Source organism: Qingshengfaniella alkalisoli, assembly GCF_007855645.1.
GTDB classification, from domain to species: Bacteria; Pseudomonadota; Alphaproteobacteria; order Rhodobacterales; family Rhodobacteraceae; genus Qingshengfaniella; species Qingshengfaniella alkalisoli.
Genome location: NZ_CP042261.1, coordinates 1078513 through 1095384, shown reverse-complemented (window position 1 = coordinate 1095384; position 16872 = coordinate 1078513). Strand labels below are relative to the sequence as shown.

The 16872-nt window shown below is 57.8% G+C and carries 15 protein-coding genes; 7 read left to right on the top strand and 8 right to left on the bottom strand.

Annotation, left to right across the window (positions count from 1 at the left end; translation table 11 throughout):
* The first annotated feature begins 173 nt into the window (after nucleotides 1-173).
* Nucleotides 174-1172 (top strand): tRNA dihydrouridine(20/20a) synthase DusA, encoded by a 999-nt coding sequence (dusA, locus tag FPZ52_RS05590; RefSeq protein ID WP_146364504.1) that lies wholly within the window; start codon nucleotides 174-176, stop codon nucleotides 1170-1172.
* Nucleotides 1173-1238: 66 nt separating this feature from the next.
* On the top strand, nucleotides 1239-2063 hold the full coding sequence (locus FPZ52_RS05585) for a sulfite exporter TauE/SafE family protein (RefSeq protein WP_146364502.1): 825 nt from the start codon (nucleotides 1239-1241) through the stop codon (nucleotides 2061-2063).
* Between the two features lie 6 nt (nucleotides 2064-2069).
* Here the strand turns inward: FPZ52_RS05585 and ruvX are convergent, their stop codons facing one another.
* Nucleotides 2070-2546 (bottom strand): Holliday junction resolvase RuvX, encoded by a 477-nt coding sequence (gene ruvX, locus FPZ52_RS05580; RefSeq protein ID WP_146364500.1) that lies wholly within the window; start codon nucleotides 2544-2546, stop codon nucleotides 2070-2072.
* Complete coding sequence (gene ccmI / locus FPZ52_RS05575; RefSeq protein ID WP_240804410.1) at nucleotides 2543-3880, bottom strand: c-type cytochrome biogenesis protein CcmI; 1338 nt, start codon at nucleotides 3878-3880, stop codon at nucleotides 2543-2545. The genes ruvX and ccmI overlap by 4 nt, the downstream gene beginning before the upstream one ends.
* Before the next feature lie 104 nt (nucleotides 3881-3984).
* Here ccmI and FPZ52_RS05570 point away from each other — a divergent pair, with 104 nt between their 5' ends.
* Together FPZ52_RS05570 and FPZ52_RS05565 are read left to right on the top strand one after the other, a co-directional pair.
* Nucleotides 3985-4584, top strand: a complete 600-nt coding sequence (locus FPZ52_RS05570) for a superoxide dismutase (RefSeq protein WP_146364498.1) — start codon at nucleotides 3985-3987, stop codon at nucleotides 4582-4584.
* 544 nt (nucleotides 4585-5128) lie between these two features.
* Complete coding sequence (locus FPZ52_RS05565) at nucleotides 5129-8056, top strand: type 2 periplasmic-binding domain-containing protein (protein WP_146364496.1); 2928 nt, start codon at nucleotides 5129-5131, stop codon at nucleotides 8054-8056.
* Here FPZ52_RS05565 and tpiA read toward each other — a convergent pair whose 3' ends face one another.
* From tpiA to rimK, 4 genes are all read right to left on the bottom strand, one after another.
* Nucleotides 8057-8800 carry a triose-phosphate isomerase gene (gene tpiA / locus FPZ52_RS05560; protein ID WP_146364494.1) on the bottom strand — a complete coding sequence of 248 codons (744 nt, stop codon included), beginning with the start codon at nucleotides 8798-8800 and terminating at the stop codon, nucleotides 8057-8059. It abuts the gene before it with no gap.
* Nucleotides 8801-8880: 80 nt separating this feature from the next.
* On the bottom strand, nucleotides 8881-9240 hold the full coding sequence (locus tag FPZ52_RS05555; protein ID WP_146364492.1) for a HesB/IscA family protein: 360 nt from the start codon (nucleotides 9238-9240) through the stop codon (nucleotides 8881-8883).
* 13 nt (nucleotides 9241-9253) lie between these two features.
* The gene (locus tag FPZ52_RS05550; protein ID WP_146364490.1) at nucleotides 9254-9625 is read right to left on the bottom strand and encodes an SUF system Fe-S cluster assembly protein; all 372 of its coding nucleotides are present in this window, start codon (nucleotides 9623-9625) and stop codon (nucleotides 9254-9256) included.
* Nucleotides 9626-9690: 65 nt separating this feature from the next.
* Nucleotides 9691-11109, bottom strand: a complete 1419-nt coding sequence (gene rimK, locus FPZ52_RS05545; protein ID WP_146364488.1) for a 30S ribosomal protein S6--L-glutamate ligase — start codon at nucleotides 11107-11109, stop codon at nucleotides 9691-9693.
* A 72-nt stretch (nucleotides 11110-11181) separates the two neighbouring features.
* Between rimK and tgt the strand changes: the two genes are divergently transcribed.
* The 3 genes from tgt to FPZ52_RS05530 all read left to right on the top strand — a co-directional run bounded on the left by tgt (nucleotide 11182) and on the right by FPZ52_RS05530 (nucleotide 15565).
* Nucleotides 11182-12312, top strand: coding sequence for a tRNA guanosine(34) transglycosylase Tgt (gene tgt / locus FPZ52_RS05540; RefSeq protein ID WP_146364486.1), 1131 nt, complete (start codon nucleotides 11182-11184; stop codon nucleotides 12310-12312).
* Nucleotides 12313-12454: 142 nt separating this feature from the next.
* Nucleotides 12455-14866 carry an endopeptidase La gene (gene lon, locus FPZ52_RS05535; protein WP_146364484.1) on the top strand — a complete coding sequence of 804 codons (2412 nt, stop codon included), beginning with the start codon at nucleotides 12455-12457 and terminating at the stop codon, nucleotides 14864-14866.
* Between the two features lie 339 nt (nucleotides 14867-15205).
* Complete coding sequence (locus FPZ52_RS05530; RefSeq protein ID WP_146364482.1) at nucleotides 15206-15565, top strand: hypothetical protein; 360 nt, start codon at nucleotides 15206-15208, stop codon at nucleotides 15563-15565.
* A 124-nt stretch (nucleotides 15566-15689) separates the two neighbouring features.
* On the opposite strand, the gene FPZ52_RS05525 is transcribed toward FPZ52_RS05530, so the two are convergent.
* Together FPZ52_RS05525 and FPZ52_RS05520 are read right to left on the bottom strand one after the other, a co-directional pair.
* Nucleotides 15690-16466, bottom strand: a complete 777-nt coding sequence (locus FPZ52_RS05525) for a Bax inhibitor-1/YccA family protein (RefSeq protein WP_146364480.1) — start codon at nucleotides 16464-16466, stop codon at nucleotides 15690-15692.
* Nucleotides 16467-16588: 122 nt separating this feature from the next.
* Entirely contained in the window at nucleotides 16589-16816 is a 228-nt protein-coding gene (locus FPZ52_RS05520) for a DUF1127 domain-containing protein (protein ID WP_240804409.1), read from the bottom strand.
* Between the last annotated feature and the right edge of the window lie 56 nt (nucleotides 16817-16872).

Sequence of the window (16872 nt, the reverse complement as noted above, 5' to 3'; positions counted from 1 at the left end):
TGATAATTCATGTTCTTTCTGCGGGCGTGGGGTGTCGTCAGCGATTTCTAAAGACCAGAAGCTTGCACCTGACCATGAAGCGGTTACATGGCGCACGTGTGTCCTGCATTTACGATGTGATATATTTGCCTCTGCGCAAAATGGGCATTCGATCCCGAAACGAATGATTGCAAATGACTTTAGACCAACACGCCACACTGAGTATTGCCCCGATGATGGATTGGACGGACCGGCATTGCCGGTACTTCCACCGCCTGATTTCTCGTCAGGCACTGCTTTACACGGAGATGGTTACGGCCCCGGCTCTGGTCAGAGGAAATGCCCGGCACCTGCTCGACTTCGACACGGCGGAACACCCGGTAGCGGTACAACTGGGTGGGTCTGATCCGAAAGAACTAGCACAAGCGTGCAAAATGGCCTGCGAGGCAGGATATGACGAGATCAACCTGAATGTCGGCTGCCCTTCGGACCGCGTGAAATCAGGTTGCTTCGGCGCGGTACTGATGACGGACCCCGATCTTGTTGCGCGGTGCGTAACAGCCATGCAGGACGCGAGTAGTATCGAAGTCACAGTCAAATGCCGGATCGGTGTGGACGATCAGAACCCGGCGGAGATACTTCCGCACTTTATTCAAACGATGGATCGCGCGGGAATAAGGCGCATGACCATTCATGCGAGGATGGCCTGGTTGCAGGGACTTAGTCCTAAGGAAAACCGGACCATTCCTCCGCTTGATTATGATCTGGTGCTGCGCATGAAACAGGAATTTCCGCATCTGCATCTGTCGATTAATGGCGGTATCAACACGCTGGCCGAGGCATGCGGTCTGCTGGATGCCGGAATGAACGGCGTGATGATCGGGCGAGCGGCCTATCACGACCCGTATTCGGTCCTGCAAGATGCCGACAGCACGATCTTTGGCGATGATCGCCATGTGACACGCGAACATGTCGCGCAGGAGATGATGACCTATGTAGAACACCATTTGGTTTCAGGGGGACGTCTGCATTCCGTGACCCGTCACATGCTTGGCCTGTTCGCAGGACAACCGGGCGCACGTATATGGCGAAGGCACTTGTCTGAAAATGCCAACAAACCCGGCGCGGGTCCGGAGGTGATCGGGCAGGCGCTCGAACTGGTCGCGGCACAAATGGCGCAAGCCGCAGAGTAAATCCCGGGCTCGCTGGTGCTTATCGTTTTCCTTCTGTAAGCGACGCCAGAACAGAAGGAATTCGACATGCCGGATTTGATGACGCTGCTTCCCTTCGCTGCAATCCTCATGGCCGTCGGCTTGTTTGCGGGGCTTCTCGCGGGACTGCTTGGTGTCGGTGGCGGCATCGTGCTGGTGCCTAGCTTCTTCTACATATTCGCACATCTGGGATACGAGTCGCCCTGGCTGATGCAAATCTGTCTGGCGACGTCGCTGGCAACGATCATCGTTACCTCGGCGCGGTCACTTCAGGCTCATGCACGAAAGGGGGCTGTGCGCTGGGAAGTTCTGCGTGGGTGGACACCCGGGATCATGTTCGGCGCGCTTTGCGGTGTCTGGCTGGCATCAGAGCTTTCCTCACAGTTCCTCCAGTTCCTTTTTGGCGCGCTTGCCTTCCTAATCGGACTTTACATGGCATTTGGCAAAATTGACTGGCGCTTGGGCGATGAAATGCCGGGGCTGGCAGCACGGTTATCGCTGTCACCGGTCATCGGGGTTCTGTCGGTGCTGATGGGCATTGGCGGCGGGTCGTTCGGTGTGCCGCTGATGACACTTCACGGCATTCCGATTCATCGCGCGGTCGCCACCGCATCGGGCTTTGGCTTGTCGATCGCCGTGCCATCGGTACTGGCCTTTTTGACCTTGGATATTCCGGCTGATGTGCGGCCACCATTCACGGTCGGGGCGGTGAATGTCGCGGCCCTGATTCTTGTGATTTCAATGACATTGATTACCGCGCCTATGGGGGCGAGCCTGGCGCATCGTCTGGATCCAAAACCGCTGCGGCGCATCTTTGCCGTGTTTCTCGGAATCGTCGCGCTGAACATGCTTAGGGGCGCCGTGTTTGGCTGACAGACGTTAGTCGTTCACCCGCAGGTAGCGCAGTCGGTCGAGCGCACCTTGCAGGATGTAACCCGCAGCCACATGATCGATCACGGCGCTGCGCTTGCTGCGGGATGTGTCGGCTTCAAGTAATGCCCGCTCTGCCGCTACGGTTGAAAGCCGTTCGTCCCAGAATGTGATTGGGCGGTTGATGATCCGGTCCAGATTGCGTGCGAAGGCGCGGGTTGACTGGCATCGCGGTCCCTCGCTTCCGTCCATATTGCGGGGCAAACCAAGGACCAAACCGGCGATCTGTCTGACCTCCAATATCTGTACCAGCGCGTCTGCATCGAGTGTGAACTTGGACCGCTTTATCGTGCTGAGCGGCGACGCAACCGATTGCATCCCGTCGCTGACCGCCACGCCAATGGTCTTGGTGCCCAGATCAAGCCCAGCCAATGCAGAGGAGGCGGGGATCTGTTCTGCGAATTCTTCGATGGTTTCGACGATCATTGGCTGACCCCTGCGGCGGTGGCTGCGTCTTTCAATATTGTCAGGGCGGTGGAATCGCCCGCGAACACCTGCTGTGCCTCGGCCCAAATGTCTTGCGCTTCATCCTGGCGATCCAAAATCCCCAAGGCGCGCAACAGCTGCGCCCATTCCTCGGGTGTTCCACCATTATTGGCCAAACGGTCGGCCAAGCCGCCGACCATGCCTTCGATCATCGTTTGGCGATCTTCGGGGGTCATATCACCTGCGGCCTGCATCTCTTCGGAGGAGGGGCCGCGCAGGGCAGGGGTTGCGGGTGCGTCTTGCAATTGGAACCGGATACCGGCACGGGCAGCTGTATCTTCGATCTGGGATCGGATCGACGCCACCCACGGTGCGTTTGGATCTGAAGACTGCAACAAGGTGTTCCAGGTCCGGAAGGCCAGATCAGGGCGGCCTGTTTGCTGATGTAGCAGCCCCAGAAAGTACCGCGCGGGTCCTGAGTGAGGATCACGTTCCAGCGCCTGTGAAAGCGCACGTTCTGCTTCGGGTGACACGTAGCCGCCTGCAGCCAGTACCAGCATTTCTGCCTGATCGCTGAAATCGGCGGCGGTCGCGTCATCCCCAAGAAGTTCGATCAACTGCGCCTGCGCTTGATAGGCCGCACGGTAATTGCCGAGCGCGGCTTCGTTTTGCGCAAGCAGTGCCCAGCCCTCGGGATCGTCCGGGCGTCGGGACATGGTGTTGCGTAGCCGCTCGACCAAGGCGACATGCTCCGGGTCGGGTTCCGCGTTGATACGAAAGTGATCGGGGATCTGTGCCTCTGCCTCGGATTGGGACGGGCGGTTTTCGCGCATCTCCTGGCTCAGTTCCATTCGCATGCCGCGCGGCAGGTCCCCATAACCCGGTGCACCCAGCCAGAAATACGTTCCCGCCGTACCGATAACGACAACCAGCGCGGTCGTGGCAACCGCCGCACGAGTTGCCGCGATTGGTGCTTCGGCGTTTCCGCTCTGTTTGCGGGACGCATCCGCAGCAAGGATACGCCGGCTGATTTCGGCGCGTGTGTGATCTGCGCTTTCCGGCGTGACAAGCCCTTCAGCAATCTCGCGGTCCAATTCCTTCAACTGGTCACGATAAATAGCGATATCCTGATCCGCGCGGGAAACAACGTCACCGCGCGGCCGGATCAGCACGGCGATCAACAGGGCGGCGGCAAGGGCGGCAAGCCCGAATGTGACAATCCAGAAACTCATATCAGCCAGATAGCCTTTCCTGTCGCCAGGCAAAAGAGAGATCGACTGCGGTGAATTGGCTCGGCACAGCTCGAAGGTGTCAAACTTTTGCGACGGGATCAAAAAAAATCTCCGCAAATGGCGGAACAGCGCGCCAGCCCTTGACGTTCGGGCCTACAGAGGCTCCAAGTAGCCGCGTAATTTCCACCGAAACGTAGGGGGCCAAAATGGCATTCGAACTTCCTGACCTTCCTTATGCCCATGACGCGCTGGCAGATCTCGGCATGTCGAAGGAAACGCTGGAATACCACCACGACATCCACCACAAGGCGTATGTCGACAATGGGAACAAGGCGATTGCCGGCACCGAGTGGGAAGGCAAGTCCGTCGAAGACATCATCAAGGGCACCTATGACCCCAATGCGGTTGCCCAGAACGGTATCTTCAATAACGCATCGCAGTACTGGAACCACAATCAGTTCTGGGAAATGATGGGTCCAGCAGAGACCAAGATCCCCGGTGAACTGGAAAGCGCACTTACAGAGGCCTTCGGCTCGGTCGACAAGTTCAAGGAAGATTTCGCGGCCGCAGGTGCCGGGCAGTTCGGGTCCGGCTGGTGCTGGCTGGTCAAGGACACCGATGGCAGCCTGAAGGTCACCAAAACCGAGAACGGCGTGAACCCTCTCTGCTTCGGTCAGACTGCGCTTCTTGGCTGCGACGTGTGGGAGCACAGCTACTACATCGACTTCCGCAACAAGCGTCCGGCCTATCTGTCGAACTTCCTCGACAAGTTGGTAAACTGGGAAAACGTGGCTTCGCGCCTGTAAGTTCGTCCAGTTGAGCTATAGAGACACCCGCCCGTTGTAGCGGGTGTTTTCGTAGGGGTAAGGATTCCCCGAATTGCGGGTTCGCGTCTCAAGATTTACGTTACGGCATATTGATGGAGGTCACTATGTCTCATCTTGGCTACGCATTTCTTTTTATTGCATTCTCATTTTCAAATATGTCGTTCCCGGTTCCAACGGAAAAGCCGATTGAAGCCAATCCGTGCAACCCGGAAATCCAGAAGTGCTGAATCGTATAGGTTGGTAACGAGTATCCGAGCAAGACCGCGTCCGTTTCCTTTGCTCCCGGCGGGCGCGGTGCTCGGGCAGTTTAGTCAAGTCATTCTTGAGTTTGGCACCGTCTGATGTTAACCTTGCGTTAACTTAGGGGGAAGCTATGCCTAGGCTGATCTTGCTTGGAATTTTTCTGGTTCTGTCCGCTTTCACCCTCGTAGCGCCACGAGAGGTGCCGGCGGCCAATCCGTGCAACCCGCTGATCCAGAAGTGCTGACCTCCAGCGGGTTCGCCTGCGGTAAGGGGTTCACTGATGGACAGTTATTCTCAGGTCTGGCCGGACGGCTATATGACCTCCCTGTGGAATTACGGCGCTCTTCGACAACCGCGTAATATTCCCTTCATGGGGTATGAGCTGACCGGCGATTTTTTCTTCGCCTTTGTCGTGGGCGCGGGCATTATCATCTTTTTCGCATTCCGGCGCTTCAACGAGCGGTCATTCGATCCCGCGTCGTTCGATTACCGGGTGCTGCGCGAACTGGCCCCCATGGAGTTGCGCGGCGGCGATCTGATGCGACGTGCCTATGCGCGTTATGCAGGGGCATTGCTGGTGATCTATGTCGCGCTGACCCTGTTCGGCCGACTGATTCTGCAAACGCTCAATTCCCTTCCTGCGGCGGGATTGCAGGTGGATGTGAGCTCGCTGGATTTCAACTCCCCTCAATGGCCGCTGCTGATCAGCTTCGGGATGGTCGGTTTTCTGCCCATGCTGAAACCCGTTGAGGTCGTCGAGGGACGTTTGCGCAGTTGGGCTCATAAATCCGCGGGTATCCCGATCAAGATTGCCGATCGCACCAACAAGCTTAAGAAAGGGCTCGATGAGTTGTCAGGGCAAGCACCGGGGATAGAGAACGCACCGGCATGGCTGGAAAAACTCGCCCATGGACCCGAACAGCAACGCGCGTTTCGCACGCGTTTCCAGCTTCAGCAACTTCTCGATTGGTCAAAGGACGAGCGCACTTATTGGCCGAACGCGACGGTGCGCAGCACCTTGCGTCGGCTGGAACAGGAAGAAGCCGGAGAAGCCTTCATTGCGCTTCAGGATTTCGAAGACCTTCTGGCGCAGGACTATTCCAAGCCGCCAAAGTCCGATGAGGATGCAAATTCCGGCATGGCCGACGAGGATCGGCTGGTGCTCCACCGCAAAAGGCTGGAGCGCAACTGGAACGACATCACGGCACGCATGGAGAAGCTGCGGGATGAATTGGCCTCAATCCTGGTGGTCTATGCGGAGCGCGACCGCGCCTATAGTCAAATCGAAAGTCGCGAGCTGCGCAGGTTGATCCGTGATGCCTTTGCCGATGACTTCATGGATGAAGGGCCGGAATACTGGATACTCACGGCGATGATTCCGGTAGCGGCGGTCTATGCGCTCGGTGTGACGACGGGCATTCACGCGCTTCTGGGCAACGTCGACAAGACGACACTCACGGTGACCCTGACAACCATTCTGGAGACCGCCCGGACCGCAATCCAGTTCTGCTTCCCTCTGTTCGTAGCGATGGGGGTGCGGCATTACATGCTGGAGAACGACGAATGGAAGCGTATCGACCTACGGCATTTCGACCGCGATATGATGCAGCAACTCGTCAGGGTAGGGGCAATCGGTGTCCTTTCCGCTGCTATTCTTCTGGCACTTTTGGCGATGTTCTGGGCGGCGCTGATCTCATCGACCGAACAGCGGTTCCGAGAAATCTACCTCAGCGGTCCATATCCCTTCCTGACCTATTTCGTGTCGCAGGCACTGATTTCAGTCATTCAAGTGGTAATGGTCGTTATCGCCGTGGATGCCAAGATGGTCCGCAAGCATCGCTCACGTATGCGGCTGATCGGCTTCGGGATAGCCAACGCCTTGTTTATCGTATTCGCATGGGCCGCGCATTTAGGTATCTGGATCGGGTTCGGTTTCTGCAATGGCGCGTCCGGGATATTCCAGTTTCTCGGCAATCTGGCGATGTCCGGTCCTGGCTCGGCCTGTTTCTCGATCTATGGCGGCATCGATTTCTTCGTGTATGCTTTCCTGGCGCTGGGGTCTGCGTGGTTCCTGATCCCGCCCTACGCGCCCAAGGAAGAACCACCTGACGAGCGCGCCCAGCTTCCACAGACAAGACCCGAACCTATTCCATTTCGCCCGCGCGCACAGAAGACGGCAATGCTCGCGCTTCTTGCCTTCGGCTTGCTCGCCGCAACACCGGGGCTGGCGCAGGAGACGGGGGACCGGGAAGTCGTCCGGGTCGGGTTCCGGGCCGATGCAGAACCGTTCGCCTATCTCCAGGGATCATCGGGGCAGCAACGGTTTCGCGGATACATGGTCGATTTGTGCTATCGGTTGTTTTCGTCCGACCGGTATGTCGTGGACGCCGTGGAGGTGACAGCAGAGAACCGCTTCAACGCATTCGAGACACCACCGCGTGCTCCCTTCATTGATCTTCTTTGCGACCCTGTCACATTGCGTTTCTCGGCCGAAGATGGCCGCAATCTGGGCGTGTTTTCCCCAATCGTGTTCGTTTCCGGCGTGTCATATCTAAGGCGTCAGCCGCAGGGGCCAGGTGGGGATGTCATGCTGGGCTATGTGCGCGGATCGACCGCGATCGAAACGGCGCAGCGCGCCTGCGAATCGGATTTGTTCAAGGTCAAGCCGACGGCTGGAACAGAAGACGGGTGCAATGACGAAACACCTTCGAATTGCTATCAGGACGTGACCTATTCGATTGATCAGACAGAGGAAGGCTATAGTAGGAACCGGTATTTCTTCTGTGAGTTTTCAAGCCATACCGAAACCATAAAATGGTTCTGTTCCGGTGAATACAGATCCTACTCCTACCCGTATGGCATTGCGCATCCTTACGGGATAGAACGTGCCTATTTCGGTGATCGCGACATCATCATCGGTAAACTGGAGGCCTGGCTTGCCGAGGACAACAGCTGCTCGGGGGTGGAACGCAAGTTCGACAGCTACACCTATGAACCCTACGCGCTGGTGATCAAGAAGGACAAACCGGACCTGATCCGCTTCGTCCAACGGCGCGTCTATGAGGTCTTTTCCAACCGCTCAGAAGCTGTGGCGTTGTTTACCACGCATTTTCAGGGCAAAAAGATGTCGCAGGCGCTCGCGTCGCTGTTTCTTCTGAACGCGGTGGAACAGGAAGATCGCTTCCAACGCTCTGATCCCGAGGAGTGATCAGGCCAGCGCCGCAATGATTGCGCCAAAATCGGATGCCTTCAGCGATGCGCCGCCAACCAGCGCACCATCGACATTCGAAACGGCAAATATCTCGGTTGCGTTGCCGGGTTTGACGGAGCCGCCATAAAGCAGCCTCACACCGCCAGCCGCATCCGCGCCGAAACGTGCAGCGAGTGCGCCGCGCATGAAGTCATGAACCTGCGCGATTTCTTCAAGCGAGGGTGTGCGCCCCGTGCCGATGGCCCAAACAGGTTCATACGCCACGACCAGGTTCTCGACGGTAGCATCGGCCGGAATGGAATCGGCGAGCTGCGCCCCGACGACCTCTAGGGCTTGGCCCGCATCGCGCTGCGTCTCGGTTTCGCCGACGCAGACGATCGCAGTCAATCCCTCGGCCCAAGCGGCTTCTGTTTTCGCTTTGACGATCGCGTCCGTCTCTCCGTGATCCGCCCGTCGTTCCGAATGACCAAGGATCACGTAGCTCGCTCCGGCATCACGCAACATCGCGGCGGATATATCGCCCGTATGCGCGCCCGATTTCTTATTGTGACAATCCTGTCCGCCAAGCGCGACCGGAGCATCGCCGATCTGGGACCGCATTCGGTCGATCAACGTTGCGGGCGGGCAGATCAGGATATCCGGTGGGGAATCGGGCAGGACACCCGTTAGATGACGTATTTCGGTTAACTCTGCCGAACCGCCATTCATTTTCCAATTTCCAGCCGCCAGTTTGCGCCGCATCGCCTGCCCTCCGTTAAACTAGGTGATGGAGTGACAATCGTGCAGCGGCGCGTCAAGTCAAATAGGCCTGCTGATGCCTGTTACGCGGACAGCGTATCGTCAAACTTGATGGATTCGCCGCAGCCGCAGGCTTCGGTTACGTTCGGGTTCTTGAACTTGAACCCGGCCTCCAGAAGCGACACCTCGTAGTCGATTTCCGTTCCAAACAGAAACATCTGTGCCATCGGCGCAATCATAACCCGTGCACCATCCTGTTCGACGACCTCGTCCATCGGATCGACTTCGGACACGTAGTCCATTGTATATTCCATGCCTGCACAGCCGCCTTTCTTGACGCCGATCCGTAGGCCCTTTCTGTCGTCCTTCGTCATCAGTTTCGAGATTTGCCTGGCTGCGGCAGGCGTCATTGTCACGGCCTGTTTTCCGGGAATACCGAACATCACGTCCCTCCGATCACATGAACCCGAGCTCAAGCCGGGCTTCGTCTGACATCATTTCCATCCCCCAGGGAGGATCCCAAGTGATTTGCACATTCACCGTTTTCACGCCGGGCAGGGGTTCAATCGCTTCGGCCAGCCAACCGGGCATCTCACCGGCCACCGGACATCCGGGCGCGGTCAGGGTCATCAGCACCTCGACGTCGCCCTCGTCGTTGATCGTTATCGTGTAGACCAACCCCAAATCGTAGATATTGACCGGGATTTCAGGGTCGTAGACCGTCCGGCACGCCTCAACCACATTGTCGTAAAGCGGGTGGCCGGTGCTGGACGACTTGATCAGCGGTGCGCCTTCAAGCTGGTCTGGATTGGTGTCAGTGGCGGTCATGTCAGATCTCTTTATACTTCATAGTCAAATATAGGGATGATGGCCCCGATCGTAAAGTGACGCGGTCATGTTGTGCGCGTGGCGGTCTTTCTGCGCGCCGGACGCGGGCGGACACGCTTTTCGATCTCGTCATACAGCAATCCGGCGATGTTCTTGCCGCTGGAGCCTTCGATCCCTTCCAGACCGGGGGATGAATTGACCTCCAACACCTTCGGGCCTTCTTCCGAGCGCAGCAGATCGACACCCGCAAGATCCAACCGGAAGGCCTTGGCCGCGCGGGTGGCTGCCTCGCGCTCAGCCTTGGTGATACGCACGGTTTCGGCCGTTCCACCCTGATGCAGGTTGGACCGGAAATCGCCCTCGGCTCCCGTGCGTTTCATCGCGGCCACGACCTTGCCGCCGATAACCAGACAGCGCACATCTTCACCGGCCGCTTCCTTGACGAAGTGCTGCACGAGGAAGTTGGCCTTCAGCCCGCGGAAAGCGGTGATCACCGATTCCGCAGCCTTTTTGGTTTCGGCCAGTACGACACCCTTGCCCTGCGTGCTTTCCAGCAGCTTCACGATCAGCGGCGCACCTCCGACCAGTCCGATCAGGTTGGATGTATCCTTGGGGGACGCGGCGAAGGCCGTCTCGGGCATCCCGATGCGGTAGCGTGCCAGAACCTGATGGGCATGCAGCTTGTCGCGACTGGCGGTAATCCCCTCGGACGGGTTCACGCAATAGGTGCCAAGCGTTTCGAATTGGCGGATCACCGCTGTGCCATAGGGTGTGATCGATGCTCCGATCCGCGGGATGATCGCGTCGTAGCGGGGCAGGCGGCGGCCATCGTAATGGACCTCTGGCGCATGCTTGTTGATCGCCATGTAGCAGCGGGTGGTGTCGATGACTTCGACCACATGCCCGCGCTTTTCGCCTTCATGAACCAGCCGTTTGGTCGAGTAGTTGTTGGCCTCGCGGCTGAGCACGGCGACACGCAATGTCCGGTCGGGCGCCACATGTTTTACCTCCGCGGAATGATAGGCCTCGTAATCCAGAATGGGCTGACAGAAGCTGTCGCCGGGGCTGACCACGATGTCTTCGGCCAGCGCCTGTCGTCCCAGCAGCATCCGGTAAGCCATCGATCCGCGGTCTGTCAGAGTGATCTCGATCGGCCAACGCCGCCCGCCGACTTCAAGGTCGGTGCCGATGACGTAGCGTAACTCTGCCTCGCCGTTCGAGGATGTGACCTCGCGCCGGTCCAGAACCGTGGCCGAGCAGGGAATCGAGACGTCGTCGCGCCCGGGAATCGGGTGGATGGCGAATCGTACCTTGGGCTTGGTCGCTGGCCCGAAAGGTTCGATATCGAATGCGTGCAGTGCCGAGGTACGCGCACCCGTATCGACCTTTGCTTTCAACGCAGGAAGGCCAAGCTTGGGCAGGCTGACCCATTCTTCCCAGCCAAGGCGGAACGCGCCGCTTGCGGGGGATGGTCTGTCGTCCATATGAGAATCCTCTTGGCTATCTGTGCCCGAAACGCATAAAAGCGGTGCCTTGTTGCACTTGGAGTTTACTAGATGGCGCGTCAATTCCAATTCGACCTGCAGGCGACGGACGGAAAAGCCCGAACCGGGGTGATTTCAACGACACGCGGAGACATTCGTACGCCCGCTTTCATGCCCGTCGGGACTGCGGCAACGGTAAAGGCGATGCTGCCCGAGAACGTGCGCGCCACCGGGGCGGATATTCTTCTGGGCAACACATATCACCTGATGCTGCGACCCACGGCGGAGCGGATCGATAATCTCGGCGGGCTACACAACTTCATGAACTGGGAACGCCCGATCCTGACCGATTCCGGCGGCTTCCAGGTGATGAGCCTCACCAGCCTGCGTAAGCTGACCGAGAAGGGCGTGACCTTCAAATCCCATGTCGACGGGTCTCAGCACCACCTGACACCGGAGCGGTCGATGGAAATCCAGCGGCTTCTGGGGGCCGATATCGTCATGTGCTTCGATGAATGCACGCCGTTTCCAGCCGAAGAAGATGTTGCGCTTGAATCGATGCGCCTGTCGATGCGTTGGGCGCAGCGGTCGCGTGATGCGTTCGGGGATCGTCCAGGGCATGCGCTGTTCGGTATCCAGCAGGGCTCCGTTTTCCGGGAACAGCGTGAAGAAAGCGCGGAGAATCTGAAATCCATCGGGTTTGACGGATATGCGGTCGGCGGTCTGGCCGTGGGAGAGGGACAGGAGGCCATGTTCGAGGTGCTCGACTACGCGCCCGACATGCTGCCTGCCGACAAGCCACGCTATCTGATGGGGGTGGGCAAACCCGATGACATCGTGGGTGCGGTCGCACGCGGCATCGATATGATGGACTGCGTTTTGCCGTCACGCTCGGGCCGGACTGGGCAGGTTTTTACGCGTCGGGGCGCGCTCAATATCAAGAATGCTCGACATCAAGACGATCCGCGTCCGATCGATGAACACTGCACGTGTCCGGCCTGTCGCAATTACAGCCGCGCCTATCTGCATCACGTGTTCCGCACCGGTGAGATCATCAGCTCTATGCTACTGACCTGGCATAATTTGCACTATTACCAGGAACTGATGACGCGGATGCGTGATGCGATTTCAGAAGGCCGCTTCGACCAGTTCCAGCGCGATTTTCACACCGAACGGGCAAAAGGCGACTTGCCGCCGCTGTGACTTCGCGCGATGCTGGTATCAACACCGATACCGGTTCTAGTTGAAAGCGCGGGCCGTGACGCCCACATATCGTTTTCATGACCGGAGAGGATCCAGCGCTGCCGATGATCGGGGCCGGGATCCGCTGCCATAAGGAAAGAACATGGAAGAGCAACTGAGCCCATCTTACCCAGTCCTGCCGCTGCGCGACATCGTGGTCTTCCCCCATATGATCGTGCCGCTCTTCGTCGGGCGAGAAAAATCCGTCAAAGCGTTGGAAGAGGTGATGCAGGATGACAAGCAGATCCTGCTGGCCAGCCAGATCGATCCCAGCGTCGATGAACCCGATGCGGACGGTATCTACCGCGTGGGCGTTCTGGCCAATGTGCTGCAACTTCTGAAGCTGCCAGACGGCACCGTAAAGGTGCTGGTTGAAGGCCGCACACGCGTCAAGACCATCGAGTTTCTCGATAATGAAGATTTTTTCGAGGCCTCTGCCGAGCTTGTGTCCGAAGAAGACGGCGATCCGGCCGCGATCGAGGCGTTGTTGCGTTCGGTCGCTGAGGAGTTCGAACGTTACGCCAAGATCAAGAAAAATGTTCCGGAAGAAGCCCTGTCCGCGATTTCCGAAACCCGCGACCCGGCTAAATTGGTCGATCTGGTTGCCGGTCATCTGGGTGTAGAAGTCGACAAGAAGCAGGAACTTCTGGAAACGCTCAATATCGCTGAGCGGTTGGAAAAGGTCTATGCTCTGATGCAGGGCGAGATGTCCGTTCTGCAGGTGGAAAAACAGATCAAAACGCGTGTGAAATCCCAGATGGAGCGCACACAGCGCGAATATTATCTGAATGAGCAGATGAAAGCCATTCAGAAGGAACTGGGCGACGGTGAGGACGGTCAGAACGAAGTGGCTGAACTCGAAGAAAAAATCGAGAACACCAAGCTCAGCAAGGAAGCTCGCGAAAAGGCCGATGCCGAGATCAAGAAGCTCAAGAACATGAGCCCGATGTCGGCCGAGGCAACGGTGGTGCGCAACTATCTCGACTGGATGCTGTCTATCCCGTGGGGCACGCGGTCTCGCGTCAAGAAAGACCTTGGCCGCGCGCAGAAGGTACTCGACGATGATCACTATAGCCTTGAAAAGGTCAAGGAACGTATCGTCGAATACCTGGCGGTTCAACAGCGCAGCAAGAAGCTGAAAGGCCCGATCATGTGCCTTGTCGGCCCTCCGGGTGTCGGTAAGACCTCTCTGGGTCAGTCTGTGGCGAAAGCGACGGGGCGCGAATTCATTCGTATCAGCCTCGGTGGCGTGCGCGATGAATCCGAGATCCGCGGTCACCGCCGGACCTATATCGGGTCGATGCCCGGCAAGATCATTCAGGCGCTGAAGAAGGCGAAAACCACGAACCCGCTCATCCTGCTCGACGAGATCGACAAGATGGGGCAGGACTTCCGTGGAGATCCCGCTTCCGCGATGCTGGAAGTGCTTGATCCGGAACAGAACTCGACCTTCGTGGACCACTACCTCGAAGTGGAATACGACCTGTCCGACGTGATGTTCCTGACGACCGCGAACAGCTACAACATGCCGGGACCGCTTTTGGACCGGATGGAGATCATCCCGCTGTCGGGTTACACCGAAGACGAGAAACTGGAAATCGCCAAACGTCACCTGAACGACAAGGCCATCAAGAATCATGGCCTGAAGAAGGGCGAGTTCTCGGTCACTGACGCGGCGCTGACGGATATCATCCGGCACTACACGCGCGAGGCCGGTGTGCGAAATCTGGAGCGCGAAATCAGCAAGCTGGCGCGCAAAGCGGTGACCAAGATCGTGCGCAAGGAAGTGAAGAGCGTGGAAATCACGCCCGATCTTCTGGAAGACTATCTCGGCGTCAGGCGCTTCCGCTACGGTCTGGCCGAAAAAGACGATCAGGTCGGCGTCGTCACGGGGCTGGCCTGGACACAGGTGGGCGGTGATCTTCTGTCCATCGAGGCGCTGCGCCTGCCAGGCAAGGGTCGCATGAAAACGACGGGTAAACTCGGCGATGTGATGAAGGAATCCATCGACGCCGCGTCATCCTATGTGCGGTCCATCGCGCCAGAGATCGGGGTAAAGCCACCGCGCTTCGACAAACTGGATATCCACGTGCACGTGCCGGAAGGTGCGACACCGAAAGACGGTCCATCTGCGGGTGTGGCGATGGTCACTTCGATCGTGTCCGTGCTGACGCAGATCCCCGTGCGCAAGGATATCGCCATGACAGGCGAGGTCACACTGCGTGGGAATGTACTTGCGATTGGTGGGCTGAAAGAAAAGCTGCTCGCTGCGCTGCGCGGAGGGATCACAACCGTCTTCATTCCGGAAGAGAATGAGAAGGACCTGCGTGATATTCCCGACAACGTGAAAGTAGGGCTGACCATCATTCCGGTGTCACATGTCCGCGAGGTGCTGGATCAGGCGCTTGTCGGTAAGCCCGATCCCGTTGAATGGGACGAGGAAGCCGAAGAGGCTGCGGCCGCCAAAGCCGCGCTGGAGCGTGGCTCCTCAAGTGAAGGCGCGACCGCTCACTGAATAGAACCAGATGTTCGATAGGGTAGTCGCTCTTGCGCTACTATATGCGAGTGCTGTCGTTGGAGAACCTTATGTTGGCCGGTTTCTGGCCAACATAATCCCGCAATATACGCGGACCTGAAACAAGTATGGAACTTCCATATTCGGTTTCTGACCTGTGCCCGTATCCTCACGAGGTTTAGGGCAATTTTGTCGGACAACCCTCGTCGGATTCGACGGGCACGGTCCGCAATCTTCGGCCTGAGTAAACTTTTTAGGCCATTAAGTACTTTCATCAAGTAAACCTGCCATGGTTGTCTCGCTCGCGGTAAACGATGCACTCTTGGTGCAAACGGTTTGATGCAGGGCAAGATCGTCTGCCGCGGCGAAGACCAGGGCCTCAACCCGGCCGGGGTGGCGCGTTCTCCGGTGACATACAGGCAGCGCTCGGCACTGAGGGTCTGGCAGTGGCTGGTTCAACATATCGCCGCAATGCGGAATCAGCTTGATCTGAATGTGGCACTGAAAGCTCCCAACGAGTGTTCGTTTGGCCGGATAATCCGATTGGCACCATTTGCGGCGTTCCAGGCATTTGACTGGGTGCTGCCAAGAAATACCATTCCCCCGTCAATTAGCTTTTATAAGGGACTTGGTGGGGAATGGCGGACTGCTGAAAGGGCCTTTGATCGCGGACTCCCCAAGCGCGCGGATGCTGACTGATATGTACGGTGCCAAGGTGCGGATCGGCCTGTCTTCCTGTTTAAAGAAATCGTGTGGCAAGGCCAAAGAAAAGCCCCGCCAGATTTCGATCTGGCGGGGCCCGTCATCTAAGCTGTTGTATCGGTTATTCGCGGTTGCCCAGGAATTGCAGCAGGAACATGAACATGTTGATGAAGTCCAGATACAGGCTTAGCGCGCCCATAATGGCCGCCTTGCCCAGCCATTCCTGATCACCGGCCTGAGCCATCTGGATGTAAGTGTTCTTGATGTTCTGGGTGTCGTACGCGGTCAGGCCCGCGAAGATCAGTACACCGATCACCGAGATTGCGAAGGCCAGCGCCGAGGAGGCGACGAAGATGTTGATGATCGACGCCACGATCAGACCGATGACCCCCATGATCAAGAACGTGCCCATCGCGCTCAGGTCCTTCTTGGTCGTGTAGCCGTAGAGGCTTAGACCGGCGAAAGCGACGGCGGTGACGAGAAATGTCGTAACGATCGACACGCCCGTGAAGACCAGAAAGATCGAGCTGATGGACAAGCCCATGACGGCTGCGAAGGCATAGAATACGGTCTGAGCCGTGGCAGCCGACATGCGGTTGATCCCGGCGGAGAAGCCGAAGACGAACAGCAGCGGGGCAAACATGATCAGCCATTTCAGGGGCGACGCGTAGATCGCTACGCCGAGCCCGGTCAGATACTTGTCCGCCGCGATCTGCGCGGTGGCTCCCGTTGGATCGGTCGTCACCGCGAGGCCGGAAATGGCCCAAGCAGTCAGCGCGGTGAGGAGCATCCCCACCGACATCGTGCCGTAGACCTTGTTCATGTGGGCACGAAGGCCCTCGTCGATCTGAGCGGTGCGGACGCCCGACACAGAGCCGACTGTTTGATATCTTGCCATTGGTTCCCTCCAAATACGCATAGCTGGGGTGGCGGCCAGCGGCCACCACCGTTACCGGTGAATATCGGGAATTCCGGCCCACATTTCAAGATTATCCGACATGCTGGACGAAAATGTCGCGCTTATATTTTCCAGTTGGATGGTACGTCCCAGATTCGCCTGCTCGCTTCGATGTCAGCTTCGTGCTGGGAAACACCGATATCGCGGAGAAGATGATCTTCCAGTGACCCCAGATCGCGACGTTGACGCTGGAGGCTCAGGAGGTGCTTGAGGCGTGGCATACCGACACGCATGGTTCCTGCGAACCCCAGAACGCGTTGAAAATAGCCTTTTCTGATGTTGGCGGTCATGGAAAGTCCTCCTGTTCACGACTGCTGCCGAAACGTGACGGCAAGTGATGATTGAC

Excerpts from the sequence above, each read along its gene's own strand:
- FPZ52_RS05555 (WP_146364492.1), bottom strand. The coding sequence starts at position 9,240 with ATGTTCGGTATTCCCGGAAAACAGGCCGTGACAATGACGCCTGCCGCA.
- tpiA (WP_146364494.1), bottom strand. The coding sequence starts at position 8,800 with ATGCGGCGCAAACTGGCGGCTGGAAATTGGAAAATGAATGGCGGTTCG.
- rimK (WP_146364488.1), bottom strand. The coding sequence starts at position 11,109 with ATGGACGACAGACCATCCCCCGCAAGCGGCGCGTTCCGCCTTGGCTGG.
- FPZ52_RS05565 (WP_146364496.1), top strand. The coding sequence starts at position 5,129 with ATGGACAGTTATTCTCAGGTCTGGCCGGACGGCTATATGACCTCCCTG.
- FPZ52_RS05585 (WP_146364502.1), top strand. The coding sequence starts at position 1,239 with ATGCCGGATTTGATGACGCTGCTTCCCTTCGCTGCAATCCTCATGGCC.
- FPZ52_RS05530 (WP_146364482.1), top strand. The coding sequence starts at position 15,206 with ATGCAGGGCAAGATCGTCTGCCGCGGCGAAGACCAGGGCCTCAACCCG.
- FPZ52_RS05570 (WP_146364498.1), top strand. The coding sequence starts at position 3,985 with ATGGCATTCGAACTTCCTGACCTTCCTTATGCCCATGACGCGCTGGCA.
- FPZ52_RS05550 (WP_146364490.1), bottom strand. The coding sequence starts at position 9,625 with ATGACCGCCACTGACACCAATCCAGACCAGCTTGAAGGCGCACCGCTG.
- dusA (WP_146364504.1), top strand. The coding sequence starts at position 174 with ATGACTTTAGACCAACACGCCACACTGAGTATTGCCCCGATGATGGAT.
- tgt (WP_146364486.1), top strand. The coding sequence starts at position 11,182 with ATGGCGCGTCAATTCCAATTCGACCTGCAGGCGACGGACGGAAAAGCC.
- FPZ52_RS05525 (WP_146364480.1), bottom strand. The coding sequence starts at position 16,466 with ATGGCAAGATATCAAACAGTCGGCTCTGTGTCGGGCGTCCGCACCGCT.
- lon (WP_146364484.1), top strand. The coding sequence starts at position 12,455 with ATGGAAGAGCAACTGAGCCCATCTTACCCAGTCCTGCCGCTGCGCGAC.
- ruvX (WP_146364500.1), bottom strand. The coding sequence starts at position 2,546 with ATGATCGTCGAAACCATCGAAGAATTCGCAGAACAGATCCCCGCCTCC.
- FPZ52_RS05520 (WP_240804409.1), bottom strand. The coding sequence starts at position 16,816 with ATGACCGCCAACATCAGAAAAGGCTATTTTCAACGCGTTCTGGGGTTC.